General features: G+C 63.7%; 22 protein-coding genes and 1 pseudogene. 8 read left to right on the plus strand and 15 right to left on the minus strand.

What is annotated here, in order from left to right:
* Window positions 1–13 precede the first annotated feature (13 nt).
* From QCE69_RS22300 to QCE69_RS22340, 9 genes are all read right to left on the minus strand, one after another.
* Window positions 14–1,621 (minus strand): ABC transporter substrate-binding protein, encoded by a 1,608-nt coding sequence (locus QCE69_RS22300; RefSeq protein WP_309933041.1) that lies wholly within the window; start codon window positions 1,619–1,621, stop codon window positions 14–16.
* A 92-nt stretch (window positions 1,622–1,713) separates the two neighbouring features.
* Window positions 1,714–3,348 (minus strand): AMP-binding protein, encoded by a 1,635-nt coding sequence (locus QCE69_RS22305; protein ID WP_309933043.1) that lies wholly within the window; start codon window positions 3,346–3,348, stop codon window positions 1,714–1,716.
* Window positions 3,349–3,360: 12 nt separating this feature from the next.
* Entirely contained in the window at window positions 3,361–3,756 is a 396-nt protein-coding gene (locus QCE69_RS22310) for a RidA family protein (protein ID WP_309923235.1), read from the minus strand.
* Entirely contained in the window at window positions 3,753–4,202 is a 450-nt protein-coding gene (locus QCE69_RS22315) for a thioesterase family protein (RefSeq protein ID WP_309818371.1), read from the minus strand. The genes QCE69_RS22310 and QCE69_RS22315 overlap by 4 nt, the downstream gene beginning before the upstream one ends.
* The gene (locus QCE69_RS22320; protein WP_309933045.1) at window positions 4,199–5,380 is read right to left on the minus strand and encodes an acyl-CoA dehydrogenase family protein; all 1,182 of its coding nucleotides are present in this window, start codon (window positions 5,378–5,380) and stop codon (window positions 4,199–4,201) included. Before QCE69_RS22320 ends, QCE69_RS22315 begins: the two co-directional genes overlap by 4 nt.
* Before the next feature lies 1 nt (window position 5,381).
* Window positions 5,382–6,233: an enoyl-CoA hydratase family protein gene (locus QCE69_RS22325; protein WP_309933047.1), complete on the minus strand. Its 852-nt coding sequence runs from the start codon at window positions 6,231–6,233 to the stop codon at window positions 5,382–5,384.
* Window positions 6,234–6,244: 11 nt separating this feature from the next.
* Window positions 6,245–6,805 carry a MarR family transcriptional regulator gene (locus QCE69_RS22330; protein WP_309923241.1) on the minus strand — a complete coding sequence of 187 codons (561 nt, stop codon included), beginning with the start codon at window positions 6,803–6,805 and terminating at the stop codon, window positions 6,245–6,247.
* Window positions 6,802–7,575 (minus strand): SDR family NAD(P)-dependent oxidoreductase, encoded by a 774-nt coding sequence (locus tag QCE69_RS22335; protein WP_309933050.1) that lies wholly within the window; start codon window positions 7,573–7,575, stop codon window positions 6,802–6,804. Before QCE69_RS22335 ends, QCE69_RS22330 begins: the two co-directional genes overlap by 4 nt.
* Before the next feature lie 2 nt (window positions 7,576–7,577).
* On the minus strand, window positions 7,578–9,962 hold the full coding sequence (locus tag QCE69_RS22340; RefSeq protein ID WP_309933051.1) for a bifunctional salicylyl-CoA 5-hydroxylase/oxidoreductase: 2,385 nt from the start codon (window positions 9,960–9,962) through the stop codon (window positions 7,578–7,580).
* A gap of 295 nt (window positions 9,963–10,257) precedes the next feature.
* Between QCE69_RS22340 and QCE69_RS22345 the strand changes: the two genes are divergently transcribed.
* Complete coding sequence (locus tag QCE69_RS22345; RefSeq protein ID WP_309933053.1) at window positions 10,258–12,075, plus strand: phospholipase D-like domain-containing protein; 1,818 nt, start codon at window positions 10,258–10,260, stop codon at window positions 12,073–12,075.
* 15 nt (window positions 12,076–12,090) lie between these two features.
* Here QCE69_RS22345 and QCE69_RS22350 read toward each other — a convergent pair whose 3' ends face one another.
* From QCE69_RS22350 to QCE69_RS22360, 3 genes are all read right to left on the minus strand, one after another.
* Window positions 12,091–12,561: a VOC family protein gene (locus tag QCE69_RS22350; RefSeq protein ID WP_309933054.1), complete on the minus strand. Its 471-nt coding sequence runs from the start codon at window positions 12,559–12,561 to the stop codon at window positions 12,091–12,093.
* Window positions 12,562–12,642: 81 nt separating this feature from the next.
* The gene (locus tag QCE69_RS22355) at window positions 12,643–14,919 is read right to left on the minus strand and encodes a multicopper oxidase domain-containing protein (RefSeq protein ID WP_309933057.1); all 2,277 of its coding nucleotides are present in this window, start codon (window positions 14,917–14,919) and stop codon (window positions 12,643–12,645) included.
* A gap of 199 nt (window positions 14,920–15,118) precedes the next feature.
* Entirely contained in the window at window positions 15,119–15,349 is a 231-nt protein-coding gene (locus QCE69_RS22360; RefSeq protein ID WP_309923254.1) for a hypothetical protein, read from the minus strand.
* Between the two features lie 268 nt (window positions 15,350–15,617).
* Here QCE69_RS22360 and QCE69_RS22365 point away from each other — a divergent pair, with 268 nt between their 5' ends.
* Window positions 15,618–17,480 carry a hybrid sensor histidine kinase/response regulator gene (locus QCE69_RS22365; protein WP_309933059.1) on the plus strand — a complete coding sequence of 621 codons (1,863 nt, stop codon included), beginning with the start codon at window positions 15,618–15,620 and terminating at the stop codon, window positions 17,478–17,480.
* Here QCE69_RS22365 and QCE69_RS22370 read toward each other — a convergent pair.
* Window positions 17,452–18,156 carry a response regulator transcription factor gene (locus QCE69_RS22370; RefSeq protein WP_309923257.1) on the minus strand — a complete coding sequence of 235 codons (705 nt, stop codon included), beginning with the start codon at window positions 18,154–18,156 and terminating at the stop codon, window positions 17,452–17,454. The genes QCE69_RS22365 and QCE69_RS22370 overlap by 29 nt on opposite strands.
* Window positions 18,157–18,367: 211 nt before the next feature.
* Between QCE69_RS22370 and QCE69_RS22375 the strand changes: the two genes are divergently transcribed.
* The 6 genes and pseudogenes from QCE69_RS22375 (at window position 18,368) to QCE69_RS22400 (ending at window position 23,393) form a co-directional block, all read left to right on the plus strand.
* Window positions 18,368–19,327 (plus strand): 4-hydroxyproline epimerase, encoded by a 960-nt coding sequence (locus tag QCE69_RS22375; protein WP_309923259.1) that lies wholly within the window; start codon window positions 18,368–18,370, stop codon window positions 19,325–19,327.
* A 2-nt stretch (window positions 19,328–19,329) separates the two neighbouring features.
* On the plus strand, window positions 19,330–20,532 hold the full coding sequence (locus QCE69_RS22380; protein WP_309934163.1) for an FAD-dependent oxidoreductase: 1,203 nt from the start codon (window positions 19,330–19,332) through the stop codon (window positions 20,530–20,532).
* On the plus strand, window positions 20,525–20,794 hold the full coding sequence (locus QCE69_RS22385; protein WP_309933062.1) for a 2Fe-2S iron-sulfur cluster-binding protein: 270 nt from the start codon (window positions 20,525–20,527) through the stop codon (window positions 20,792–20,794). The genes QCE69_RS22380 and QCE69_RS22385 overlap by 8 nt, the downstream gene beginning before the upstream one ends.
* A complete protein-coding gene (locus QCE69_RS22390) occupies window positions 20,791–22,050 on the plus strand; it encodes an FAD-dependent oxidoreductase (protein WP_309933064.1) in 1,260 nt (419 codons plus the stop codon). The genes QCE69_RS22385 and QCE69_RS22390 overlap by 4 nt, the downstream gene beginning before the upstream one ends.
* Window positions 22,051–22,074: 24 nt before the next feature.
* Window positions 22,075–22,347: pseudogene (locus tag QCE69_RS22395) on the plus strand (helix-turn-helix domain-containing protein); the annotation flags it as partial.
* A gap of 101 nt (window positions 22,348–22,448) precedes the next feature.
* A complete protein-coding gene (locus tag QCE69_RS22400) occupies window positions 22,449–23,393 on the plus strand; it encodes a dihydrodipicolinate synthase family protein (RefSeq protein WP_309923264.1) in 945 nt (314 codons plus the stop codon).
* A 39-nt stretch (window positions 23,394–23,432) separates the two neighbouring features.
* Here the strand turns inward: QCE69_RS22400 and QCE69_RS22405 are convergent, their stop codons facing one another.
* Window positions 23,433–23,990, minus strand: a complete 558-nt coding sequence (locus QCE69_RS22405) for a carboxymuconolactone decarboxylase family protein (protein WP_309934165.1) — start codon at window positions 23,988–23,990, stop codon at window positions 23,433–23,435.
* A gap of 37 nt (window positions 23,991–24,027) precedes the next feature.
* The gene (locus QCE69_RS22410) at window positions 24,028–25,374 is read right to left on the minus strand and encodes an MFS transporter (RefSeq protein ID WP_309923266.1); all 1,347 of its coding nucleotides are present in this window, start codon (window positions 25,372–25,374) and stop codon (window positions 24,028–24,030) included.
* Window positions 25,375–25,406: the final 32 nt, after the last annotated feature.

The raw sequence follows: 25,406 nt of genomic DNA on the forward strand, positions 1-25,406 counted from the left end.
CCCCGCGCGGCGCTCAATCGAGCGTGATGCCGTCGAAGCGGTGTCCGCCAAGCGGGCTGATCAGATAGCCGTGAACGCGCTTCGAGATCGGCTGGAAGATGTTGGCGTGCGCGAGCGGCGTGTACGGCACCTGATCCTTGAACACCACCTGCGCTTCCTCGTACAGCTTCGTGCGCGCGTTCTGATCCGTGATGAGCCGGGCCTTCGCAAGCAGGTCGTCGAACTGCTTGTTGCACCACTTCGCCATGTTGCTGCCGTGCACCGCGTCGCAGCCCAGCGTGGTGCCGAGCCAGTTGTCAGGATCGCCGTTGTCGCCGAGCCAGCCGTAAAGAATGGCGTCGTGTTCGCCGTCGGTCTTCGCGCGCTTGTTGTACTCGGCCCATTCGTACGTCACGATGTTCGCCTTCACGCCGATCTTCGCCCAGTCGGACTGGATCAGCTGCGCCATCAGACGCGCGTTCGGGTTATAGCCGCGCTGCACCGGCATGGCCCACAGCGTGATCGTGAAGCCGTCCGGAAAGCCCGCTTCCTTCAGCAGCGCCTTCGCCTTCGCGGGGTCGCGCGGCGCGTCCTTCAGCGCCTTGTTATAGGACCATTGCGAGGGCGGCATCGGATTGGTCGCCACCGTGGCCGCGCCTTCGTAGACGGTCTTGATGATCGCTTGCTTGTCGATTGCCATGTCCAGCGCGCGGCGCACCTTCACGTTGTCGAGCGGCTTGTGGGTCGTGTTGTAGCCGACATAGGCCACGTTGAAACCGACGCCCGACAGCACCGTGAGTTTCGAGTCCTGTTTCGATGTGGTGATGTCCGCGGGACGCGGGAACGACGTCACCTGGCATTCGCCGCTCGCGAGCTTCTGCTGACGCACGGCCGCGTCGGGCGTGATCGAGAAGACGAGCTTGTCGATATGCACGTCCTTGCGGTTCCAATAAGTCGGATTCACTTCGTAGCGGATGGTCGAATCCTTCTGGTAGTCGCGGAACACGAACGCGCCGGTGCCCACCGGCTTCTGGTTGATATCTTCCGGCTTGCCTTGCTTGAGCAATTGCGCCGCATACTCGGCCGAGACGATCGACGCGAATTCCATCGCGACGTTGCGCACGAACACCACGTCCGGCGTCTTTAGCGTGAAGCGGACCGTGTTGTCGTCGAGCTTCTCGACCGAGGCGATGTTCTTGTCGTAGCCGAGATCGGTCAGATAGGGAAAGCTGACCGGATGCGCCTTCTGGAACGGCTCGTTCGGGTCGATCATGCGCTTGAACGTGAACACCACGTCGTCGGCGTTGAAGTCGCGCGTCGGTTTGAACCAGGGTGTCGACTGGAACTTCACGCCGCGTCGCAGATGGAAGGTGAAGGTCTTCGCATCCGGCGACTCGTCCCATTTCTCGGCGAGGCCGGGCGTGAGATCCAGCGTGCCGCGCTTGAATTCGACCAGCGTGTCGTAGACGGCGTGAGCGCCCGCGTCGAAGTCGGTGCTGGTGGTGTACTGCGCGGAATCGAAACCGGCGGGGCTGCCTTCGGAACAGAACACGAGCGTCTTGCTCGCAGCCGATGCAGCCTGTGAAGACAGGGCGAGCGCGGCAAGGAGGGATACGGCGAGAGTGCGTCGTCTGTTGATCATTGTTCTTGTTGCCCGGAAGAGTTGGCTGGCCGCCCTGCGGCGGACGCGAACCCTACTCTACCCGAGCCGACTTTTTTTCTCGCGACGCGGTTCTACAAGGTCCGCAAAGCGAAACGCTTGAGCTTGCCGGTTTCCGTGCGCGGCAAGGCCGCGAGGAAGGTCACCAGACGCGGATACTTGTAGGGCGCGACGTTGCGCTTCACGAAGGCCTGCAACTCGGCGGTGAGGGCATCATCGCCGATGAAACCCGGATTGAGCACGACGAAAGCCTTCACGATCTGGCCGCGCGTCTCGTCCGGCACGCCGATCACGCCGCACTCCGCCACGGCTTCGTGCTTCATCAGCACGCTTTCCACTTCGGGCCCGGAGATGTTGTAGCCCGCCGAGACGATCATGTCGTCGGCGCGCGCCTGATAGAAGACATAGCCGTCTTCATCGATCACGACAGCATCGCCGGGCAGGTTCCAGCCGTCGCGCACGAAGTTCTGCTGACGCGGGTCCGACAGATAGCGGCAACCGGTCGGACCGCGCACCGCGAGCTTGCCGAGGGTGCCGGGCGGCACGGGCTGCATGGCGTCGTCGACGGCCTGCACGACATAGCCAGGCACCGCGCGGCCGATGGCCTGATCGCGCACCTCCGCGCCCGCCGACGAGATGAAGATATGGATCATCTCCGTGCCGCCAATACCGTCGATCATCTCGATCCCGCTCGCGTCACGCCACAGAGCGCGCGTGGAGGCAGGCAAGGCTTCGCCGGCGGAGACGGCTTTTTTCAGGCTCGATATATCGAAGCGGCCGATCAGCGGCGCCATCTGCCGATAGAAGGTCGGCGCGGTGAACACGATGCTGGCCTTGAAGCGCTCGATGGTGTGCAGCAAGGACTCGGGCGTGAGCTTTTCCAGCAGCACCGTGGATGCCCCGGCGCGCAACGGAAAGCACAGCAGCCCGCCGAGCCCGAACGTAAACGCGAGCGGCGGCGTGCCGCAGAACACATCGTCGGGCGTGGGCTTGAGGATATGGCGCGGGAACAGGTCGCACATCGCGAGCACGTCGCGATGAAAGTGCATGCAGCCCTTCGGCGCGCCCGTCGTGCCGCTCGTGAACGCGATGAGGCAGACATCGTCGGCGGCGGTGTCGCAGGCGTCGAAATGATCGGGCTTCGATGCCGCCAGCACCTCCAGCGCGTCCGGGGCATCGTCGTGGAAGGTGAAGACTTGCGTGAGCGTGGCGCAATGATGCTCGCCCGCCTCGCGACAGCGCGCGAGTTCTTCGGTGAGGCGCACGTCGCAGAGCGCCGCCGAGATGCGCGCCTTGTCGATGATCTGCTTCAGTTCCTTCGCGCGCAGCAGCGGCATGGTCGGCACGACGACCAACCCCGCTTTCAACGCCGCGAGGAACGCCACCGCCATCTGCAAGGTATTCGGTCCGCGCAGCAACAGCCGGTTACCGGGACGCAGGCCCATTTCATCGACGAGCACATGGGCGCTGCGATTCACGAGCGCATTCAGTTCCCGATAAGTCGTCGCGTGCGGCGCGCCGTCTACGTCCGACCAGATGGCGGGACGCTCGCCATGACCGGCATCGATGGCCCGGTCCAGCAGTTCGGTCGCGCAATTCAGGCGCGGCGGATAAGCAGTGTCGGCATTGTCCAGCAGAAGCACGGGCCATTGATCCTGAGGCGGCAATGAATCGCGCGCGAAGGTATCGACGTGTGCGGACGGTTCCATGGCGCGCTCCGTTCAGTCGGGAATGACAGCCGTTGCTTCGATTTCCACGAGCGCATCGTCTTCGATCAGCGCGACGACCTGCACGGCGCTCATCGCGATGTCGTAGTCGCCGATATGCTCGCGAAACGCCGCACCGATCTCCTTCGCCGCCGCGAGATACGCGCGCTTGTCGGTCACGTACCAGGTCATGCGCACGATGTGGTCCGGCTTGCCGCCTGCCTCGCGCAGCACGGCCGCCACGTTGCGCAGCGCCTGCGCGGCCTGCGCGCCGAACTCGCGGCTGACGAAGCGCGCCTGTTCGTCCCAGCCAATCTGGCCGGCGATGTACACCTGCGTGCCACGCACCGCGACGCCGTTCGCATAGCCGCGCGGCTTGATCCAGCCCGGAGGCAGAAGCGTTTTCTTCATGTGTCCGATTCCTCCTGCAAGGCGCGGCTCGTGCCCGGCGCGAACTGTTCGATGGCGCGGGCGATGTCGCCGGGAATGTCGATTGAACGGCCATCGTCGAGCGAGGTCGTCACGAGAACCTGTCTGGAGCGGAAGCGCACTTCGCCGTTGCACTGGCACACGATCCCGATGCGCACCGAACGCTGCCCCACCGAATCGACACTCAGCGAGAGCGTCACGGTTTCGCCGAGACGGCTGGGACGCGAGAATTCGCAGTTGAGCTTGACGATGGGCAGCCCGACGCGGCGCACCGAAATCATGTGCGCATACTCGATGCCGAGCGCGTCGTCGAACCAGTCTTCGACCAGCGCATTCGTCATCACGAGGTATTGCGGAAAGTAGACGATGCCGGCCGGATCGCAGTGCGCGAAGCGGATGCGTACCGGCATCTCGAAGGTGGGTGTCATCGCGTGCTGTCTCCCTGCGCCTTCAGCAGATCGCGCCCGACAATCAGTTGCTGGACCTCGGTGGCGCCCTCATAGATGCGCAGCGCGCGAATCTCGCGATACAGCGACTCCACTGCCATGCCGCGCTTCACGCCGAGCCCGCCCCACAGTTGCACGGCTGCGTCGATGACCTGCTGCGCGCCTTCGGTCGCATGCCATTTCGCCATGGCGGCTTCGCGCGTGACGCGTTCGCCCTGATCGCGCAGCCAGGCCGCGCGATAGACGAGCAGCGCGCTGGTATCGATGGTCAGCGCCATCTGCGCGAGCTTCGCCTGCGTCAGCTGGAAGTCGCCGAGGGTCTGGCCGAACATCTGGCGTGATGTTGCGCGCGCCAGACCTTCTTGCAGCGCACGCCGCGCAAAGCCCAGCGACGCTGCCGCGACCGAAGTGCGGAAGATGTCGAGCGTGCGCATCGCCAGCATGAAGCCTTCGCCAGGCGCGCCGAGCATCTGGTTGCGCGGTACGTTCAGCGCGTTGAAACGCAGCCGCGCGAGCGGATGCGGTGCGATCACGTCGATGCGCTCGGCAATCTCGAGCCCGTCGGTGTCTGCATCGACGATGAACGCGCTGATGCCTCGCGCACCCGGCGCTTCGCCTGTACGCGCGAACACCACATAGAAATCCGCGATACCGCCGTTCGAAATCCAGGTCTTCTCGCCGTTCAGCACGTAGGTGTCGCCATCGGCGTGAGCTTGCAGCGACATCGCGGCTACGTCCGAGCCGGCTTCGGGCTCCGACAGCGCGAACGCCGCCAGCGCCGTGCCGGCTGCGACGCGCGGCAAGTAGCGCTGCTTCTGTGCATCGGTGCCGGCGAGCGTGATGGCGCCCGAGCCGAGCCCTTGCATCGCGAACGCGAAATCCGCCAGGCCGTCGTGCTTCGCGAGCGTTTCGCGCAGCAGACAGACGGCGCGCGTATCGATGGCATCGCCCGACGCGCCGTAAGCCGTGCCGCCGATGCAGTGCCTCAACCAGCCCGCCTCGCCGAGCATGCGCGCAAGCTGCTTGCAGGCGGTGTCAGGATCGGCGTGATCGATGTGCTTCAGATGCGCCGATGCCCATGCATCGGCCTCGCAAGCCAGCTTACGATGACGGTCCTCGAAAAACGGCCACGCGAGCGCGCTGTGCGGATCGACGGTCAATTCAGTCTCCTTCGAACACGGGGCGGGACTTGGCGGCGAAGGCGCGGTAGGCGCGCTCGAAGTCGCGCGTGCTCATGCAGATGGCCTGTGCCTGTGCTTCGGCTTCGATCGCTTCGTCGATGCCCATGTTCCATTCCTGATGCAGCATCTTCTTCGTGATGCCGTGAGCGAAGGTCGGTCCCGCGACGAGATCCGCGGCGAGGCGTGCCGCTTCATCGCGCAGGGAATCCGGTTCGCACAGGCGGTTGTAGAACCCCCAGGCATGCGCTTCCTCGCCCGACGCCGAGCGGCCTGTGAACAGCAGTTCCGACGCGCGCCCCTGCCCGATGATGCGCGGCAGGATCGAACACGCGCCCATGTCGCAGCCCGCAAGCCCGACGCGCGTGAACAGAAACGCAAGCTTGCTGCGCGCGGTGCCGAGCCGCAGATCCGATGCCATCGCGAGAATGGCGCCCGCGCCCGCGCAGACGCCGTCCACCGCTGCGATCACCGGTTGCGGGCAATGGCGCATGGCCTTGACGAGATCACCGGTCATGCGCGTGAAGAGCAGCAGCTCGGGCATCGGCAGATCGATCAGCGGCGCGATGATGTCATGCACGTCGCCGCCGGAGCAGAAGTTCTCGCCCGCGCCCTGGATCACGACGGCATGCACGTCCGTCGCATACGCCAACTGGCGAAACAGGTCGCGCAGCTCGGCATACGATTCGAAGGTCAACGGATTCTTGCGTTCGGGCCGGTTCAGCGTGATCGTCCCGACACCGCCCGCCACGCACCACAGGACATGTTGCGCGCGATACCCCGCGAGTTCGATGCGGTTGCCGGCGAGAAGCGCTGCGGCGGCGGATGAGCTCATCGATCGCTCCTTCATTCCTTGAATGTCTTCAACAGATGCTGCTTGAGTTTGCCGAGGCGCTGATGCGTCTGCGACTTCTCGTTCAGTTCGAGTCCGCCAAACATCTCGACGACCCATTGCTCGTGAGCGGCAGCCATCTTGTCGAACGATGCGCGGCCTTGCGGCGTGAGGCGAACGCTGATCGAACGGCGGTCGTCGGGATCGGCGTAGCGCGACACGAGCCCTTCCTTTTCGAGCTGATCCGTGATGCCCGTCACGTTGCCACCCGTGACCATCATGCGGCGCGACAACTCGGTCATCCTGAGCCCTTGCGGATGCCGTTCGAGCTGCGCCATCAGATCGAAGCGCGGCAGCGTGGTATCGAACTCGGCGCGCAGGCGCTTGCGCAGTTCGGCCTGGACGAGGTTGGTCGTGGTCAGCATGCGCAGCCACAGACGCAGGCCCATGTGGCTGTCCGCGCCAGTGCTCATTTCGAGATCGACGACATTGTCCGCCGGCTTTTCGACGCCCTTGCGCGGGGCTTTTGCGTCGCCGGCGGCGGGCGCTTTTCGGTTGCGTGCGGCTTGCGTCACGTGACTTCTCCACCGGAAACGGAAATGGACTGGCCGTTCATCGAAGCCGATGCGGGCGCGCAGAGCCACAGCACGGCACTGGCGACTTCCTCGGGCTGGATGAAACGGCGTTGCGGATTGTTGCGCATGAGCGCTTCGCGTGCGTCCTGCTCGCTGCGCGAGGTCTTCGACATGATCTGGTCGAGCGATGAACGCAGTAACTCTGTCTCCGTATAGCCGGGACAGACGGCGTTGACCGTGACGCCCTTTGTCGCGACTTCGGCGGCCAGCGCGCGCGTCAGGCCGATGACGCCGTGCTTCGCGGCGCAATAGGCGGCGACGTAGGCATAGCCGGTCTGCCCGGCCGTGCTCGCGACGTTGACGATGCGGCCGAAGCCGCGTTCGAGCATCGATGGCAGCACGGCGCGGGTACAGAGAAACACGCCTGTGAGGTTCACGTCGAGCATGCGTTGCCACAATGCAGCATCGGTTTGCGCGAAGGGTGCGGCCTGGGCATGGCCCGCGTTGTTGACGAGCACATCGACCGGGCCATGGCGTTCCACGGCACGCGCGAAGGCAGCGGCGACTGCGGCTTCATCGGTCACGTCTACCGGCACGCAGGCTGCGTCCGCGTCACTGCGCATTGCATCGCGTTGCGCTTCCAGGCGCGCAAGGTCGCGGCCCATCAACGTGATGCGCGCACCGGCTTGCGCCAGCGCTTCCGCGCATGCAGCGCCTATGCCGCTGCCGCCACCGGTTATCACCGCATGTTTGCCGTTCAGAGAGAACATTATCAGACGCTTCCTTCGGCGCGTTGTGCGCGTTCTTGCGGACTGAGACTCGCATGCTCGGCGGCGCTGGCACGCTCGCGCTCCAGATTGCGTTCGAGTTGCGATTTCGCGGCGGCATATTGGCGAGGCCACGCGATATCGAAATAGCCGATCTTCGCGGCTTCGGTCAGCGTCCACGATGGATTGGCGAGATGCGGGCGCGCCACCGCGCACAGGTCGGCGCGCCCGGCAGCGATGATGCTGTTGACGTGATCCGCCTCGGAAATCGCGCCCACGGCCATCGTGGCGATGCCTGCCTCGTTGCGGATGCGGTCGGCGAAGGGCGTCTGGAACATGCGCCCGTACACCGGCTTCTCGTCCTTGCTGACCTGGCCCGACGAGACGTCGATCATGTCGGCGCCCGCCGCCTTGAATGCGCGTGCGATCTGCACGGCATCGTCGGGAGTCGTGCCGCCATCGACCCAGTCGTGCGCCGAAATGCGGACTGACATCGGCTTGTCTTGCGGCCAGACGGCGCGCATCGCGCTGAAGACCTGCAACGGGTAGCGCAAGCGGTTCTCGAGCGAGCCGCCGTATTCATCGGTGCGACGGTTCGTGAGCGGCGACAGAAAGCTCGACAGGAAATAGCCATGCGCGCAATGCAGTTCGAGCCAGTCGAAGCCCGCTTCATCGGCCATGCGGGTGGCGCGCACGAATTGCGCCTCGATCTCGCGCAGGTCGTCGTGCGAGGCTTCGCGCGACCACTGGCTCACGTCGCGCAGATACTGCTGCGGCGATGCGGAGACGAGCGGCCAGTTGCCGTCCGGAAGCGGTTGATCGATGCCTTCCCAGGCCAATCGCGTCGATGCCTTCGCGCCCGCATGACCGAGCTGCATGCCGATCTTCGCGTCCGACTGCGCATGCACAAACGCGACGATGCGCCGCCACGCCGCAAGCTGCCCGGACGTGTACATGCCGGGGCATCCCGGCGTGATGCGAGCCTCCGCTGACACGCAAGTCATCTCCGTCATCACGAGCGCGGCGCCGCCCATGGCGCGCGCGCCGAGATGCATCAGGTGATAGTCGCCCGCGATGCCATCGACGGCGGAATACTGCGCCATCGGCGATACGACGATGCGGTTCTTCAGCGTGACGCCGCGCAGCGTGAAGGGCGTGAACATCGGCGGGACGGCGCGCTGGTTCGTGTCGCGCACGATGCCGGAGCGTTCCGCGAGCCAGTGTTCGAACGACGCGAGATAGCGCGCGTCGCGTTCGCGCAGGTTTTCGTGCGAGATGCGTTGCGAGCGGGTCAGCAGCGAGTAAGCGAATTGCTCCGGCTCGAACGACGCGTAGCGGTCCACGTTTTCGAACCATTCAGTCGAATTGCGCGCGGCGTTCTGGATGCGCAGGACATCCACGCTGCGGACTCGGGTGTAGTGATCGAGCGCGCCTTCGAGATCGCCGTCACGCCTGGCGAACGCGGTGTCGATGCTGTTCGCCAGTTCGATTGCATCTTCCAGCGCGAGCTTCGTGCCCGAGCCGATGGAAAAGTGCGCGGTGTGCGCGGCATCGCCCATCAGGACGACGGGTGTGCGCTCGCCGTTCGCGTCCTCTCGCCAGTGAACCCACTCGCGATTCACGACGCGCGGGAAGCGTATCCACTGCGCGGAACCGCGCAGATGCGATGCGTTGGAAATCAGCGGATGGCCGTCGAGATAGCGGGCAAAGAGCTTCTCGCAGAACGCGATGCCTTCCTCCTTGCTCATATCGGCAAGGCCTGCCGCGCGCCAGACGCGTTCTGGCGCTTCGACGATGAAGGTCGAGGTGTTGTCGTCGAAGCGATACGCATGCGCCTGGAACCAGCCCCATTCGGTCTTTTCGAACGCGAACGTGAAGGCGTCGAAGCATTTGTTCGTGCCGAGCCAGACGAAGCGGCAGTCGCGCAGGTCGATATCCGGCTGATACGTGGCGGCGTATTTCTGCCGGATCGCGCTGTTGGCGCCGTCGCAGGCAATGATGAGATCGGCTTCGTAGTCTTCGTCGTTCACGACGTGCGTTTCGAAGACGAGCTTGACGCCGAGTGCTTCACAACGCGTCTGCAGGATATTGAGCAGACGTTTCCTTCCGATGCCGCAAAAGCCGTGACCCGACGAACGGACCGTGCTGCCGTTGATATGGACTTCGATGTCGTCCCAGTGATTGAAGGCACCGAGAATGGCTTCGGCGCTGGGAGCGTCGGCGGCGCGCAGATTGCCCAGGGTTTGATCGGAGAAGACGACGCCCCAGCCGAAGGTGTCGTAAGGGCGGTTGCGCTCGACCACGATGACCTCGCTGGCGGGATGCCGGCGCTTCATCAACAAGCTGAAGTAAAGCCCAGCCGGGCCGCCGCCGATGCAGACAATGCGCATGCCGGGTTCTCCAGTTCGCGTTTGCTCGTGGAGATAATTTAGAGTCGAATAGTTTAGATGTCAAGTAAATCGAGTTGTGAGCGACCGTTGCGGATCCGCTCGAGGAGAGCGTTGCAGGCGTGTCCCTTGGGTTATCGCGAAGGCGCGTGCCGGGGAACAGGATGACTTGTGCGCCGATGCCAACGAAGTCATCCAATGCTCTGCGGTGGAGACTTGCATCAAACCCATGCAGCGCCTATACAGAGATATCGTTCCGGAATGCGTGGCCGTGAGAACGATAGGGCGCGTTCTGCAGATGGATGTCGCCGATGAGATCGACGCCGGATGTCACCGGAACCAACCCAACACACCTGTCGACATGACCAAAGTCTTCAATGCATCAGCCGCCGATAGCGGGCTGAGTGTCAAGGCTTACTCGGGCGATCATTGCGTTCTGCTCGCATTCAGTCTGGCCGATGACCTGACTGAACGCCTGGCGGGATTCGCCGTTCAACGCTCATCTTCGGCGAGAGAACATTGGACATGGCTCGGCAACCGTCTGAATTTTGCAGGCGCCTATACCGATCCGGACGTATCGCACGATCATAAATTCTTCCCTTCCAATACGGCGCCGTTTCAGAAGTTCTGGTGGATCGACTTTCCGCCGGAAGACTCGAAAGGAAGTCTGCGTTATGAGGTCATCGTCAGACGTTTCAAGGACGGCAATGATGACACGTCGATCGAACTGGTCGATGATCAGCGCGTCAAGCTCGAAATAGAAGTGGCTCCGTTCCGAAGCGGTCTGATCGAAGTGGCTTTCACGCGCGGTTATCTGTCATCCCAGGCCTACGCGGACAAGTTTCACAATGCGCCCTTTCAGCGCCGGCAGAGCAAGGGAAAATGGAATTTTGCCACCGCCCCATTCATCGAACAGTGGACCTGGCTTGGCGGACATGCACGTCAGGCGATTATCGACTTTCTGAACGACTGTCATACCGACACGACATGCACGCTCGATGCATGCGTCTATGACCTGAACGAGCCTGACATGATCAATGCGTTCGCGTCGCTAGCGCAAGCCGGACGCTTACGCCTGCTTGCCGACGATGCCAGACTTCACGGTCCAAAGTCCGCACACGGGCAGGCGTTCGAATTCATTCGCAACTCAGCGGAAGCGGAGCATCAAGCCAATTTCAAGCGTGGCAAGTTCGGGCGCTTTCAACATAACAAGGTGTTGATCAAACGGGATGCGTCCGGGCAGGCGATACGAGTGCTGAGCGGGTCGACGAATTTCTCGGTCACCGGACTGTATGTCAACGCAAATCATGTTGTCGTGTTTGACGCCAGGGCGGTAGCCGCGAAATACGCAGCGGCGTTTCAGGCAGCATTCGACACCGGAATGGACGCCTCCGCGTTCCAGAAAGCCGACATCGCGCGCAGCGAGTTCAATATCGATGACGCCAGCTTACCTGCGATCGCGCTGTCCTTCGCGCCACACGCGCATCCGACGTCTTCATTGGAGTCGCTTCTGTCTGCCTTGAAGGACGCCGAGAGTTCCGTTATCTTCGCCGTGATGGAACTCGGCGGAACGAGCAAGGTGCTGGAAACACTGCGTGAGCTACACAACTCGCACACCGTTTTCTCGTACGGCATCTCCGATAACGTCGAAGCCGTCGACAATACGGTGAATGGAACGACAGTCTATACGCCTGATCGGGGTGGCGAGCTTGTCTATTCGAAGGAGAACCCCGAGAAGTTTCCGCCGCCGTTCAACGCCGAGCTTGAGGTGCGCAACGCCGTGGCCCACATTGTTCATCACAAGTTCGTGGTGGTCGACTTCAACAGCGCTCATCCCGTTGTGTTTGGCGGTTCATCGAATTTGGCCGAGCTTGGAGAAGAGCTGAACGGCGACAACCTGTTCGCGATTCATGACAAAGCGATTGCCACCGTTTTCGCCATCGAAGGTTTGCGTCTGGTGGATCACTATGCGTTCGCGGCGGCACTCAAGCGCGCCGAGGCGGGTGGAAAAGCCCCTGCGCCCTTGTGCCTGAAGAAGAACAGCGAAAGATGGTATGCCTCGTACTATCAAGAGGGCAGCATCCGGCAAACGGAGCGTTTGCTCTTCACCCGCTGACACGCACTCTCGTGCTCAGTCCAGCCGTTCCCGCGTAACCAGCCCGCTCGCCGCATCCCACTCTTTCGGCGTCATCCTCTTTACCAGCACGCCGATCGTCCAGATATGCCCTTCCGGATCTTTGGCACGATAGGTCCGCTCGCCGTAGAACTGCGTCTCCGGCTCCGCAACGATAAGGGCGCCTGCTGAACGGGCGTGTTCGCAATGCGCGTCCACGTCCTCGCCCTCCGCGAGTTGCACATGGACGGACTGCGTGTTCTTGCCGTCGATGGAACGCGGGCTGCGATGATCGTCGCTCCATTCCCGGCCGATCATGACAACCGAGTCGCCGAAGGTCAGCTCGCCGTGCACGAAGTCGTCACTGGCGTCGAGGATCACGAAGAGCGGCTCGAATCCGAATGCCGCTTCGAGAAAGCGAAAGCCGAGTTTCGGATCGCGGTAGGACACCGCGCTCGACAAACCTTTGAGGCGATAGAGTTCATTCATGTCGCTGCTCCCGGGTGAGGGTTGAATGAAAAGCGTGAACGCCTGCTCATTCCATGCCTCACGGCCGGGGCGCTTCGCCGGTCAACGCCGTGCGTAATCCCTTGCGGAACACAACGATGAGGCGAGGGCGAGCTTCGTTTCATCCTCGCCACGAAGACGCGCGAGCCAGCGGTTCGCGTCCTTCGACATCGCCGTGATGGGGCTCGTCAGACGTTGCAGCATGGCTTGCCCTTTGGTGACCACCTGCACGTTTTCCATCATGCCGCGGTCTTCATGATCGAGGATATGGCAATGCATGACGAACTCGCCCGTGTAATCCTCGTAGACGGTGCGCATGGTGAGCGTATAGCCCGCCTTGATGAACAGCGTGTCACGCACCACGCCCTTGAGATGGCAATACTCGGTATCGGTGCCTTCTCCGGAGTTGCAGTCGCCGTTCGCATCGAAGATGGACGTCGTGCCGTTCTTGATGTCCATGATCTTGAACTTGTTGATATGGATGTGGAACATGTGCGGAGCAAAAGGCGACGCCGTGATGTTCCATTCATCGGTCGTGCCGAGTGTACCCGTTACGGGAATGCTGGCGGGATCATAGCCTGCGCCATTGATGGTGAAGCCCGTCGGAAGCGTGATGTCGAACGTCGCATTGTTCACCTGTTCGATCGGACCATCCACTTCGGCGGTCGGCGCAAAGGCGGTCAATTGCAGCGAATTCAACTGGCTCTTGACCGTGGACGGCAGGAGCGGATTGGCCGCGACAAGCTGATTGCGGATATAGACCCAGTACTTCGAGTGACTGCCTTCCGTCGTGTTCGGGATATTCACGCCGGGACCGACCCGCGCGAGCGACAACAAGCGCCGATCCTTGACCTTGGTCGCGGTCGGGCGGAAGTTGATGGTCTGCGAACTGGGCGCGGCTTCATCGAGAACGCAATAAAGTCCCGGCGATGGAAACGCCACGAGCACGTCGCTGCGATAGCCGGGATTCATCGCGTTGACGTCTTTTTCCAGCATGTTCGTCATCGTGATGCCGTCTTCGGCGAATTCCAGCTGCTTGACGACCTCACCGCTGCACACCTGATCGAGCGTGATGGTTTGCGATGCCTTGGTGTGCGAGTTGGAGAGTGCGTTGGCGGCCGTGTTGGTGGCGGCGTTGACTTGTGCCGCGCTCAGCGAAGTCGAGTCCGCCACACCGAGCACCGCGAGGTTCGCACGCACGATCTTCACGTTGATCGTGTCGCGATTGCCGCCATGCACCATGCGGAAGCGGCGCACCTCGCCCGCCGGCACGAAGGTCAGCGCACTCGGAAAGACCGGCTGCACCACGCCGTTGATCTGCGTGTAATGCCCCGAGACGATCCACGATGAATTGGCGCCGGGTGGCTGGCCCACGCGCGTATCGAAGATAAAGCCGAGTTGATTGTTATAGCCGCGAATCTGCCCGATCTTGCCCGCCGGGCAGGTCCACTCGCCGGTCGTGGGATCGAGCAGGGGCGTGGTGGAGGTGGCATCGGAGAAGCACGCGTACTCGATCTGCTGGAACAGCAAGACATGTTCACGCAGCGGCAGCGGGAGCAGACGGCGCTTGAGTATCGTGTCGATATCCGCGCTGCCCGCCTGGGTGCTGCGCGCCTGCCGCGAGCCGCGCACGATCAGCACGCCGGCCATGCCGCTCGATACGTCGATTGCCGTCGAGCCATGCAGGTGCGCGTGATACCAGAACGTCCCCGACGGATGATCGGAAGGAATCTTGTACACGTACTTGTGCTGATACGCGCCCAGCGCAGGGTTGGCCTGGACATCGGCTTTCGGATGGACCGTGAGCAGCACGTTGTCGGCGGGGTCCATCGGCGAGACATGCAGGCCGTGCGTGTGGATGTTCGTGTCGTTGAAGCAATGCGGCGTGATGTGCTCGATGCCCGGAATGGTGCTCGCCGGGCAGGTATCGGTCGGATTTTTCGGAAGGTTGTTCGTGAAGTTGAGCGTGAGCGTCGACCCGGTCTTGATGCTGATGGTCGGTCCCACCGGACAGCCGTTGTACGAGCGCATGTTCACCGTATCGAATGCGTTCGTGGACGGGTTGTAAAGCTGATACGTCGCCATTTGCGCCGTCAGGGAAACGCTTGCGGTGTTGCCGGATGGATTCAGCCCCGCTGCGCATTGCAGACGCTGGATAATCGAAGCGAGTCCGTTCGAAGTGGATACGACCGTGTTGTCGGCCGTGCTGTCGGCGGTATCGTCGACATCGGTGAATGAACGTGCGTTCAGGTTGGCCTGGGCGAAACATAACCCAGGCATCACCGCAAGCGCGAAGATCAGAGCGTGGCATGCCTTGACCATCGATGGAATGGCATTCATAACCTTCTCTCCTCGTTGCGATTCATTGCGATCGCTCATCCGCGCAAAGGGAGATTAGGTAATTACAAAATCGGTCGCGCGGCTATCGATTCTCTAACGTGGGGTAACGCACATAGCATTTTCAGGCACCGGAACGTGGCCATGTTTTCACTTTTTTAGTGCCATCTTCCTTGCGCGTGCGTTGTCCTCATCAAGCTTCTCAACTACCTCCCCGGTAAATCTCGCGCATCTCCGCAGCCTGGGCGCTGTTCTGGAAGTCGGCCTGTTCGCGCATGACCTGCTCGCGCGTGAGGGGAGCGGGCGTGTCGGATTGCATGGATGTTGCCGTCGAGGGGGCGGGCTGATCCGTCGCGGACTGGGCCAGGCACGATCCTGCCGTGACCGTTGCCACCAGTGCGATACCGGCGGCGATGATTCGATTGCATTGCATGATGTTCTCCCGGGACGTTTGCTTCGTCAGCCTGATTGGCCCGTGCCGATCAGGTGCTGTGAAGTGTCGGTCGATGCCGTCATGCTTTAAAGACACACAGGTAGGCGTATCGAGTTTCCGGTAAAGAAAGATGTAGATATCCGCAATCAGGAAAGCTCGTTCGGATCGCTACATGTGTATATGTCCCTTCGAATCGCATGCTGCTATTCTGATTTGATCGGCATGCAGCAGCATTCGCGGACAGTGGAATTTCTGACCGGGCATCGTCATGAAATCGTCAGGTTTCGGGGTGCGCAAGTTCAGATCGGCGGCTCAGGAACGGGCGTTCAGGAAAGACTATGCGCGCCGTTTCTCTGCGCAGCGTCTGTTGGCCATTGCCATCTTTACCGCGTTGTGGATTCTGTTTTCCGTCATCGATTCGCGACGCCTCGACGTGCTCGATCCCGCGCATCTGCACCATGCCGAAATCCTGCTGTTGAGGACAGGCGGCGCAATCGGCATGCTGATTCCCGTCGTGCTCTGGACGCCGCGCGCACTCGACGAACGCTGGGCTGTCGGCTTGCTGAGTCTCTGGACATTCAGCAGCTGGTTTTCCGTCGTGCGCTTGCTGGAGATCTATGTCGGCAACTTTCCGTGGCGTGAAGCCTATTCGATCCTGACGCTTACGCTGTTCATGGTCTTCACGGCTTTCAGGCTTCGCGCGATCACGGCGGCGTGGCTCATAGGAACCTGTGTCGCGGCCTATCTGCTGATGCTGCTTTTCGCACCTCCCGACGAGAAGCCCGGCTGGCATCCCGAGGCAGCGCTGGGTCACGGCGTGGTCATCGTCATGACTTATGTGATCGGCGTGATCGTGAGCATTCCGCTCGAACGCGCGGCACGGCGCGAATTCATCTATCGGCGTAACCTGCGCGCGGCCCGGGCGCGTGTCGAAGCGGCCTCGCGCGCGGTCAACGAGCAGAATCAGCGCATGCAGGCGTTGCTCAAGGAAAAGGAGCGGTTCTTCTCAGCGGCCTATCACGACATCCAGCAGCCGCTCGCCGCAATCAATCTCTTCATACGCAGTGCGCGAGCCCGGATCAAGGACGGAGAGGCGGCAGAGCGGGATCTCGCGGTGGTGGAGGAAACAGCTTCCGACATTCTCGGCATGTTCAAGGACATCCAGGACTACAGCGAGCTGGGGATGTATGTGCCGCGACTGACGCCTGTCAGCACGCACGACCTGCTGACCGAAGTGGTCGAACAATTCCGCGAGGCGGCGCGTTTGCAGGGAATCGGCCTTGCAATCAGCGCGCGCCGGCAGCATCCGCCCTTCATCGAAACCGACCGCCTGCTGTTCAAGCGCGCCCTGTCGAATCTGGTGTCGAACGCAATCAAGAACACGAAGTCAGGCGGCGTCGTGCTCGGCTGGGTACGGCTCGGCGACCGGCTGCGCATCGATGTGCGCGACACGGGAATCGGCATCGCGCAGGTGCATCGCGAGGCGATCTTTGCCGAGTATTTCCAGATCAACAATCCGGGTCGCGACCGCTCGAAGGGACTGGGGCTGGGGTTGTCGATCGTGCAGCGTGTAATCCGCATCCTGCCGGGACATGAGATGAGCTTCGCCTCGGTGGAAGGGCGCGGGTCGCGCTTCTCGCTCTACGCAAAAATATCCGAAGCGAAGCCCGCGGCGTGCGCGAGCGAGACGGCCATCCCAGCCAACGCGCCCGATCTCGACGGCCTCTACGTGCTGCTGTGCGACGACGAACCCGCCGTGCTCGAAGGTCTGCGGCGTCTGCTGTCGAGCGCGGGCGCACGCGTGGATGCGGCCGAATCGATGGCGGGCTTCGAAGCCATCCTCGCCGATGACTCCCGCATCCCCGATCTCATCGTGACCGATATCCGCCTGCGCGACGGCGTCACCGGCACGGACGTGGCGCAGCGGATCCGTCGGCACTTCGCATGGACGGGCACGATCCCCGTTGCGTTCATCACCGGCGAACTGCTGTCCGATCACGTCCTCCAGGACTTCCCGCAACCGTTCCTGCTGTTGCGCAAGTCGTCCGCGCCTGCGGCTCTGCTGGCGTCGATCAGCGAATACGTCACGGCCCGGCGGCGGGTCAATGTCGATCTGGCGAAGGATGCGTGACCGGCGGCACGCCGAGCGTGATGCCCTTGTCGGCCATCATGACGATGAGTTCGGTCCGTCGCCGCACGTCGAAGTGCGCCAGCAGGTGGCTGATGTACTTGCGCACCGTGATGTCTTCGAGTCCCATCTTCGCGGCAATGGCCTTCGACGGCAGACCGCGTACGAGCCATGCAAGCGTTTCGAATTCCCTGGGCGTGAGTCCGAAACCTGGCGCGTCCCACGGCGCGTGTGCTTCCTGCACTGGCGGCTCCGGCTCCTGACCGGCTTCGAACGCGCGTCTCATGCCGGCGATGCTCACAGCCGGCAGGAACACGCCCCCTGAGAGCACGGCGCCGATCGCGGCATGCAGCGCCGAAGGCGAGGACGACTTCGGCACATAACCCATCGCGCGCAGTTCGATGCAGCGGCTGACCGTCTCCACGCGTTCATCGGCGGAGATCACGACCACGGGCAAGGCAGGCCGCGCGTCCTTCAGGCGGACGAGGCCCTCGCAGCCGTGGCCGTCAGGCAGTTCGAGATCGAGGAAGACGATGTCCGGATGATCCTGCGTCGCGAGCTGCATGCCTTGCGCCAGGGTGCTGGCATGCAGCAGCTCCACATCGGGAAAGCGCTCCGTGACGAGCAATGCGAGCCCGGCTCTGAAGAGTGCGTGATCGTCGATGAGCAATACGCGCATCGCATCGTCTCCCGTTCACACGTGCGAGTTATCCCGAAGCTCAAAGCATGGTACACGCGCTTGGCGGTGCCGGCAGGACGATGTGCTGGTCCATGCCGCATGCAGATCGGGACCAGGACGTCGCTGGTCCGCCGCCGCTGTGCCGAAATCGTTATCGGCGCGGGTGTGTTCGACCAAGACCGCGCAGTGGCCCTTGCTTATGATTTTCGCCATGAAAACACTCTCTCATATCGACATCGTCGATTCGCATACCGGCGGCGAACCCACGCGCCTCGTGCTCTCCGGCGGTCCCGATCTCGGCCGGGGGCCGCTCGCAGAACGGCTCGCGATCTTCCAGCGCGACTTCGACCGCGTGCGCGAAGCGGTCGTCAACGAGCCGCGCGGCTCGGACGTAATGGTCGGCGCGCTGCTGTGCGAACCGCACGATCCCTCGTGTTCGGCGGGCGTGATCTTCTTCAACAACGTCGGCTATCTCGGCATGTGCGGTCACGGGACCATCGGCCTGATTGCCTCGCTCGCGCATCTCGGCAGGATCGCGCCGGGCATGCACCGGATCGAGACGCCGGTGGGCGTGGTCGAAGCCGAACTGCACGACGACGCCAGCGTGACCGTGCGCAACGTGCCCGCGTATCGCTATCGGGCCGACGTGGCGCTCGATGTGCCGGGCGTCGGGCGCGTGCATGGCGACATCGCGTGGGGCGGCAACTGGTTCTTCCTCGTCGCCGATCATGGCCAGGCGCTCGATTACGCACGCGTGGAAGCGCTCACCGACGTCACGTGGGCCATCCGTGCCGCGCTCGAAGCGAACGGCGTGACGGGCGCAGACGGAGCGGTCATCGACCACATCGAACTGTTCGCGGATTCGCCCACGCCCGGCATCGACAGCCGCAATTTCGTGCTCTGTCCCGGCAAGGCCTACGACCGTTCACCTTGCGGCACGGGCACGAGCGCCAAGATCGCGTGCCTCGCGGCGGACGGGCTGCTCGCGCCGGGCGTGTCGTGGCGGCAGGAGAGCATTGTCGGCAGCGTGTTCGAGGCAAGTCATGAGCGCGACGACACGCTCGCGCCGGGCTTCATCCGGCCCAGCATTCGCGGCACCGCGCACGTGAACGCCGAAGCGCGGCTGATTTTCTCGAACGACGATCCGTTCGCATGGGGCATCCGCACATGACCATGAGTGCCGGGTCGGGGCTTCGGCATCCGGATGTGATCGTGGTGGGCGCGGGCATTGTCGGGGCGGCGTGCGCGCATGAACTCGCGCTGCAGGGCGCGAATGTGCTGGTGCTGGATCGCGCGGGCATCGGCGGCGGCGTGACGGCGGCGGGTATGGGCCACGTCGTGGTCATGGACGATACGCCGGCCGAGTTTGCGCTCTCTTCGTGGTCGCGGCGCTTGTGGCTCGATCTCGCGCCGCGCCTCGATGCGCGTCAGGCGTTCGTGCGTTGCGGCACTGTCTGGGTGGCCGCCGACGACGAGGAATACGACCTCGCCGCGGAACGCCGGGATGCGTTGATGCGTCAGGGTATCGCGTGCGAGATGCTCGACGCACGGCAGTTGCGCGACGCGGAGCCGTTTTTGCGGGACGGCTTGCGCGGCGGCATGATCGTCCCCGACGATGCCGTGGTCTACGCGCCCTCGGCGGCCGCGTGGCTGCTGGGCAATGTATCGGACATGGGCGCGTCGTCGGGGCATGGAAGCATTGCTTGCCGGACTGGCGCGCAGGTCGCGCGGCTTACTGGCGAAGGCGTGATGCTCGCCGATGGCGAACAGCTTCGCGCGGGCGCAGTGCTGCTTGCCAACGGCCTGCAGGCCACGGAACTGCTGCCCGATCTGCCGATGCAGGCCAAGAAAGGGCATCTGCTCATCACCGACCGCTATCCCGGCACCATCCGCCATCAGATTCTCGAACTGGGCTACATCAAGAGCGCGCACAACACGACGGGCACCTCAGTGGCGTTCAATGTGCAGCCGCGTCCGACCGGGCAGTTGCTGATCGGTTCGTCGCGACAGTTCGACAGCGTCGATCCGGCCATCGAGCCGGCCATTCTGGCGCGCATGCTGCGGCGCGCAAGCGAGTATCTGCCGCAACTGGCGACGCTCAACGCGATCCGCGCGTGGACCGGTTTCCGGCCCGCCACAAGCGACGGTCTGCCGCTGATCGGTCCGGCGGATGGTGCGCAGACCGTGCCGCTGTGGCTCGCGACGGGTCATGAAGGGCTCGGCGTGACGACCGCGCTCGGGACCGCGAAGCTGATTGCCGCGCAGATGACGGGCGCGCAGGCAGACGTGGCGATCGATGCGACGCCTTTCCTGCCGTCGCGCTTCGGCGATACGCGTTCCGTGCAAGGGGTCAGCGAGGGAGTCGCGCATGTCTGAAACGCAGTTGGCGGTGCTCATCGACGGACATCGTGTCAGCGTCGCGCGCGGCAGTTCGGTCGCGGCGGCGGTGGCGCTTGCGGCCGGCGGCGCGAATGCGGTCACGCGACGCTCGGTGAGCGGCGCGGCGCGGGGTCCGCTGTGCGGCATGGGCGTATGCCAGGAATGCCGGGTCACGATCGACGGCGTGCGGCACAGACTCGCCTGTCAGACGGTGTGCGCACAGGACATGTCGATCGAGACGGGACTCTCACGGAAATGAAGTACGACATTCTGGTTGTCGGCGCGGGGCCGGCGGGATTGCAGGCGGCACGTGTAGCGGCCGAGGCGGGCGCGAAGATCGCGCTCGTCGATGACAATGCGTTGCCCGGCGGCCAGATCTGGCGGCAGGGACCGAACCATCCCGCGAAGGGCGCGGCGCGAACGGCCATCGATACGCTCACGCGCTCCGGCAACGTCACGCATCTCGGCGGGACTCGCGTGGTGCAGGGATTGCCCGAGCGACAGCTTCTCGTCGAGGATGCATCGAGCGGCTACCGGATCGGCTATGAAAAGCTGATCGTGGCTACCGGCGCACGCGAGCGCTTTCTGCCGTATCCCGGCTGGACGCTGCCGGGCGTGACGGGCGCGGGCGGATTGCAGGCACTCATCAAGGGCGGCGTGCCGGTGCAGGGCGAGCGGATCGTGATTGCCGGAACCGGACCGTTGCTCTGGGCAGCGGCAGTGACCGCGCGGGAGCAGGGCGCGCAGGTGGCGGCCATTGTCGAGCAAGCCGCTCCGGGTGACGTGAGACGCTTCGCCATGGGGCTGGCAGGCACGCCTGCGAAGCTCGTCCAGGCGTTGCGCATGCGCTTCGATCTGCGCGCGACACCTTATTACTGCGGCGCTCACGTTGCTGAAGCGGAAGGCCAGTCACACATCACGCACGCGCGCATTCGGCGTGGCAATGAAGACATAAGAATCGCATGCGACCGGCTTGCGTGCGCATACGGTCTGGTGCCGAACACGCAGACCGGACTGGCGCTCGGTTGCGAACTGATGACCACGATGGACGGCACGACTGCCTTGCAGGTCGACGAATGGCAGGCGAGCTCGGTGCCGCATGTCCTTGCGGCAGGCGAATGCACGGGCGTGGGCGGCATGGAGCTCGCCGCGCTCGAAGGCCGGATCGCGGCGCATGCGGCGCTCGATCAGCGCGACCACGCGCAAGCACTGTTCGGTCAGCGCGCACGCTACCGGCGTTTCGCTCGACGCCTGCACGAAGCCTTCGCGCTCGATCCGTCACTGCGCGCACTCGCGGCTCCCGACACGATCCTGTGCCGTTGCGAGGACGTCCGCTTCGGCGAGGCGGCGCAGTATCGGACGTGGCGGGACGCGAAGTTGCAGACACGCTGCGGCATGGGTCCGTGCCAGGGCCGGATCTGCGGCGAGGCCGCTGCGTTCTGCTTCGGCTGGGGACCGGAAGGACAGCGTCCGCCGTTCTCGCCCGCGCGCATCGAGACCTTGCTCGAAGCATGATGCGTGCGATGACCGAAGGCGTAATCGCCGCGCCAGATGCTGCTGAAGACCCGGCTCGATGCCGCGTCGCGACTGCTTGCCAGCGACGACAGCATCACCGGCGTCGCCACGCAGTGCGGCTATATCGACCACAGCGCCTTCACGCGTCAGTTCAAGGCGACGGTGGGCATCACGCCGAGTCAGTATCGCGCGCTGCTGCGCACCGCCGAGCGTCGCCAGGGGCCACGAAGGCCACGCGCCACTGTGCCGATTTCGTCTTTTCGTGGCGCGAATGCACGCAAGCCGCAGGCCTTTTGATTGGCGATACTTCAGATCATGGCCGAGGGCATGAAGCCGCCGCCGAAACGTCACGCGGGCACGCCCTCCATGCAGAATCATTCAACGCCCAGAGGAAGCACATGAGCAAGAACATTTTCACGGGTGCCATTCCGGCGCTCATGACGCCGTGCACGGCCGAGCGCACGCCCGACTACGACGCACTCGTCGCGAAAGGGCGCGAGCTCGTCGGCCTGGGCATGAACGCCGTCGTCTACTGCGGCTCGATGGGCGACTGGCCGCTCCTGACCGAAGCGCAGCGCCAGGAAGGCGTGGCGCGCCTCGTGGCCGCCGGTGTGCCGACCATCGTCGGCACGGGCGCGGTGAACTCGAAGGAAGCGGTGTCGCATGCGGCTCACGCAGCCAAGGTCGGCGCACACGGGCTGATGGTGATTCCGCGCGTGCTGTCGCGCGGCGCATCGGCGGCTGCGCAGAAGGCGCATTTCTCCGCGATCCTCGAAGCAGCTCCCGCGCTTCCGGCCGTGATCTACAACAGCCCGTACTACGGTTTCGCCACGCGCGCTGACCTGTTCTTCGAACTGCGCGCGAAGTACCCGAATCTGATCGGCTTCAAGGAATTCGGCGGCGCCGCGGACATGCGTTATGCCGCCGAGCACATCACCAGCCAGGACGACACCGTCACGCTGATGGCAGGCGTCGATACGCAGGTCTTCCATGGTTTCGTCAACTGCGGCGCCACGGGTGCGATCACCGGTATCGGCAACGCGCTGCCGCGTGAAGTGCTGCTGCTGGTGGACCTGTGCGGCAAGGCGGCGAAGGGCGATGTCACCGCGCGTCGCCAGGCGCGCGAACTCGAGGCGGCGCTCGCCGTGCTGTCGTCGTTCGACGAAGGAACCGATCTGGTGCTGTACTACAAGTATCTGATGGTGCTCAACGGCGACAAGGAATACACGCTGCACTTCAACGAAACCGATGTGCTCAGCGAAGCCCAGCGCCGCTATGCCGAGACGCAGTATGAGCTGTTCCGCAAGTGGTTCGCGGGGTGGTCGAAGGAAGTGATCGCCTGACGGGTAGCCAGCCCGCTGCCGAACGATCCCGGCACGGGCTCAATCCGGAAAGGGCAGTTCGACCTGCCCTTGCGCGCGATTTTCAAAGACGTTCAAGGTCATCGCGACCAGCGTGTAGTAACCGAGCAAGCCGGTCAGGTTGACCACGATCACATGGCCGAACCGCGCAACGGTCCGCTCGTAGGTCTCATCGGACACCCGGCGCGTCTCGTTCAATTCCCTTGCGAAGGTGTGGATCAGGCGATCGTCGTCATCGTCGAAGGCCGGAGCCGTTCCCTGGCGAAGCGCTTCGGCTACGTGGGCGGGCAGGCCGGCCTTCAGCGCGATCGGATGGTGAATGTGCCACTCGGCCTGCGAGCGCCAGTGCGCCGCCACCTCCAGAATTGCCAGCTCCGAGAGCCGCAACGGCAACCCTGTTTCATAACGGCAGAATGCGCCGAGCCGCTGCGCGTGGCTGGCCAGCGCCGGACTGTGGATCCAGCTCAGGAAAGGACCATCCAGATTGCCGCGCGGACCGTTCTCGATCTCGTCGAGAACGGCGCGCTGTGTTTCGCTGGCGGCGGTCCGGTCGAACGCGGGAAGACGTTTGCATATCATGGAGCGGTTTTCCTTTGATGGCCGCACGGACGACGCGTCAGTGCATGGGCTCGCCTTCGAGCCGATGCGTCGGCAATTCGCCGGGCGATGCCGTGCGGCCGGCGGGCAGTGCGAAGCTTGCGATCAAGGCGATGCCGCAGGCCCCGATCACGAAGTAAGCCGGCGCGGCGAGCGAGCCGGTTTCGCGAATCAGCATGGTCGCCAGCAAGGGCGCGAAGCCGCTGAACACGAGCACCGACGCGTTATACGAGAGCGCGATGCCGCTGAATCGTACCTGGGTGGGAAACTGGTCGGCAAGCACGGACGCCCAGGTTCCGCTGGCGAGCGAGAACACCACGCCTGCGAGCACGAACAGCACCATCAGGTTGACCGTGTGGCCGACGAGCGCCTGATAGAACGGATAGCTCAAGAGCACAAGCAGCGCGGCCGAGGCACGCAGGAGATGGCGGCGCGGCACCTTGTCTCCCAGCCAGCCGGCGGCGAGCAGCCCGAACGAGCTGACGATCAGATAGGCATTCTGCGCGAGCGCCGCGGTCTTCGGCGCATAGTGAAGCTGCTGCACCAGATAGGCCGGCATGTGTCCGTACAGGATGCCGTTGACGCCGGCCATCACCGCGATGGTGAGCGCCGCGGCCGTGACCGCCTTGCCGTGATGCCGCAAGGTTTCGCGAAACGGCTGCCGGTTCACGGCGCCATGCATTCTCCTGAACTCGGGTGATTCGTCGAGATTGCGCCGCATCCACCACGAAGCGATCCCGCACACTCCGCCGAACAGGAACGCGACGCGCCAGCCGTACGCTGCTGCATCTGCGCTCGACAGCACCGTCTGGATGACGAGATTGACGATCGTCGCGAGCAGCACGCCCACGTTGACGGCGCAGATGATGATGCCTGCGGCAAGACCAGCCCGTCGCGGCGCGGCCTCCACCGCATAGGTGATGGCGCCGGGCATTTCCCCGCCGACGCAGAAGCCCTGGATCATGCGCAGCACGATCAGCGCGATCGATGCCGTGATGCCCCAGCTCTGGAAGTTCGGCAACACCCCGAGGCAGAGGGTCGCGGTCGTGACCACGATGATGGAGCCGATGAACACCGGGCGGCGGCCGAAGCGGTCGCCCCAGCTGCTCAGCACGATGCCGCCGAGCGGGCGGATCACATAGCCGATCGCCAGCACGGAAAACGCGGCCAGCATGCTCAGCAGCGCGGACGCGTTCGGGAAGAACTGCGCCGCGATGTGATGGGCGAAGAATCCGTACACAATGAAGTCGTAGAACTCCAGCGAGCCGCCGAGGCTCGCGATGAGGATCATCTTCCACTGCGCGCGCGACAGTCCCGGCGCGGGCGCGCCGCCGGTCTCGCCGATGGGATTGCGGGTTGTCTCCATGATTTCTCCGTAAGACTGGCTTCTGTGTCCAA

Source organism: Caballeronia sp. LZ032 (genome assembly GCF_031451315.1).
Classification (GTDB): Bacteria; Pseudomonadota; Gammaproteobacteria; order Burkholderiales; family Burkholderiaceae; genus Caballeronia.

Excerpts from the sequence above, each read along its gene's own strand:
- QCE69_RS22355 (WP_309933057.1), bottom strand. The coding sequence starts at position 14,919 with ATGAATGCCATTCCATCGATGGTCAAGGCATGCCACGCTCTGATCTTC.
- QCE69_RS22410 (WP_309923266.1), bottom strand. The coding sequence starts at position 25,374 with ATGGAGACAACCCGCAATCCCATCGGCGAGACCGGCGGCGCGCCCGCG.
- QCE69_RS22325 (WP_309933047.1), bottom strand. The coding sequence starts at position 6,233 with ATGAGCTCATCCGCCGCCGCAGCGCTTCTCGCCGGCAACCGCATCGAA.
- QCE69_RS22390 (WP_309933064.1), top strand. The coding sequence starts at position 20,791 with ATGAAGTACGACATTCTGGTTGTCGGCGCGGGGCCGGCGGGATTGCAG.
- QCE69_RS22385 (WP_309933062.1), top strand. The coding sequence starts at position 20,525 with ATGTCTGAAACGCAGTTGGCGGTGCTCATCGACGGACATCGTGTCAGC.
- QCE69_RS22400 (WP_309923264.1), top strand. The coding sequence starts at position 22,449 with ATGAGCAAGAACATTTTCACGGGTGCCATTCCGGCGCTCATGACGCCG.
- QCE69_RS22350 (WP_309933054.1), bottom strand. The coding sequence starts at position 12,561 with ATGAATGAACTCTATCGCCTCAAAGGTTTGTCGAGCGCGGTGTCCTAC.
- QCE69_RS22365 (WP_309933059.1), top strand. The coding sequence starts at position 15,618 with ATGAAATCGTCAGGTTTCGGGGTGCGCAAGTTCAGATCGGCGGCTCAG.
- QCE69_RS22335 (WP_309933050.1), bottom strand. The coding sequence starts at position 7,575 with ATGTTCTCTCTGAACGGCAAACATGCGGTGATAACCGGTGGCGGCAGC.
- QCE69_RS22370 (WP_309923257.1), bottom strand. The coding sequence starts at position 18,156 with ATGCGCGTATTGCTCATCGACGATCACGCACTCTTCAGAGCCGGGCTC.
- QCE69_RS22305 (WP_309933043.1), bottom strand. The coding sequence starts at position 3,348 with ATGGAACCGTCCGCACACGTCGATACCTTCGCGCGCGATTCATTGCCG.
- QCE69_RS22300 (WP_309933041.1), bottom strand. The coding sequence starts at position 1,621 with ATGATCAACAGACGACGCACTCTCGCCGTATCCCTCCTTGCCGCGCTC.
- QCE69_RS22315 (WP_309818371.1), bottom strand. The coding sequence starts at position 4,202 with ATGACACCCACCTTCGAGATGCCGGTACGCATCCGCTTCGCGCACTGC.
- QCE69_RS22360 (WP_309923254.1), bottom strand. The coding sequence starts at position 15,349 with ATGCAATGCAATCGAATCATCGCCGCCGGTATCGCACTGGTGGCAACG.
- QCE69_RS22310 (WP_309923235.1), bottom strand. The coding sequence starts at position 3,756 with ATGAAGAAAACGCTTCTGCCTCCGGGCTGGATCAAGCCGCGCGGCTAT.
- QCE69_RS22405 (WP_309934165.1), bottom strand. The coding sequence starts at position 23,990 with ATGATATGCAAACGTCTTCCCGCGTTCGACCGGACCGCCGCCAGCGAA.
- QCE69_RS22345 (WP_309933053.1), top strand. The coding sequence starts at position 10,258 with ATGGATGTCGCCGATGAGATCGACGCCGGATGTCACCGGAACCAACCC.
- QCE69_RS22340 (WP_309933051.1), bottom strand. The coding sequence starts at position 9,962 with ATGCGCATTGTCTGCATCGGCGGCGGCCCGGCTGGGCTTTACTTCAGC.
- QCE69_RS22380 (WP_309934163.1), top strand. The coding sequence starts at position 19,330 with ATGAGTGCCGGGTCGGGGCTTCGGCATCCGGATGTGATCGTGGTGGGC.
- QCE69_RS22375 (WP_309923259.1), top strand. The coding sequence starts at position 18,368 with ATGAAAACACTCTCTCATATCGACATCGTCGATTCGCATACCGGCGGC.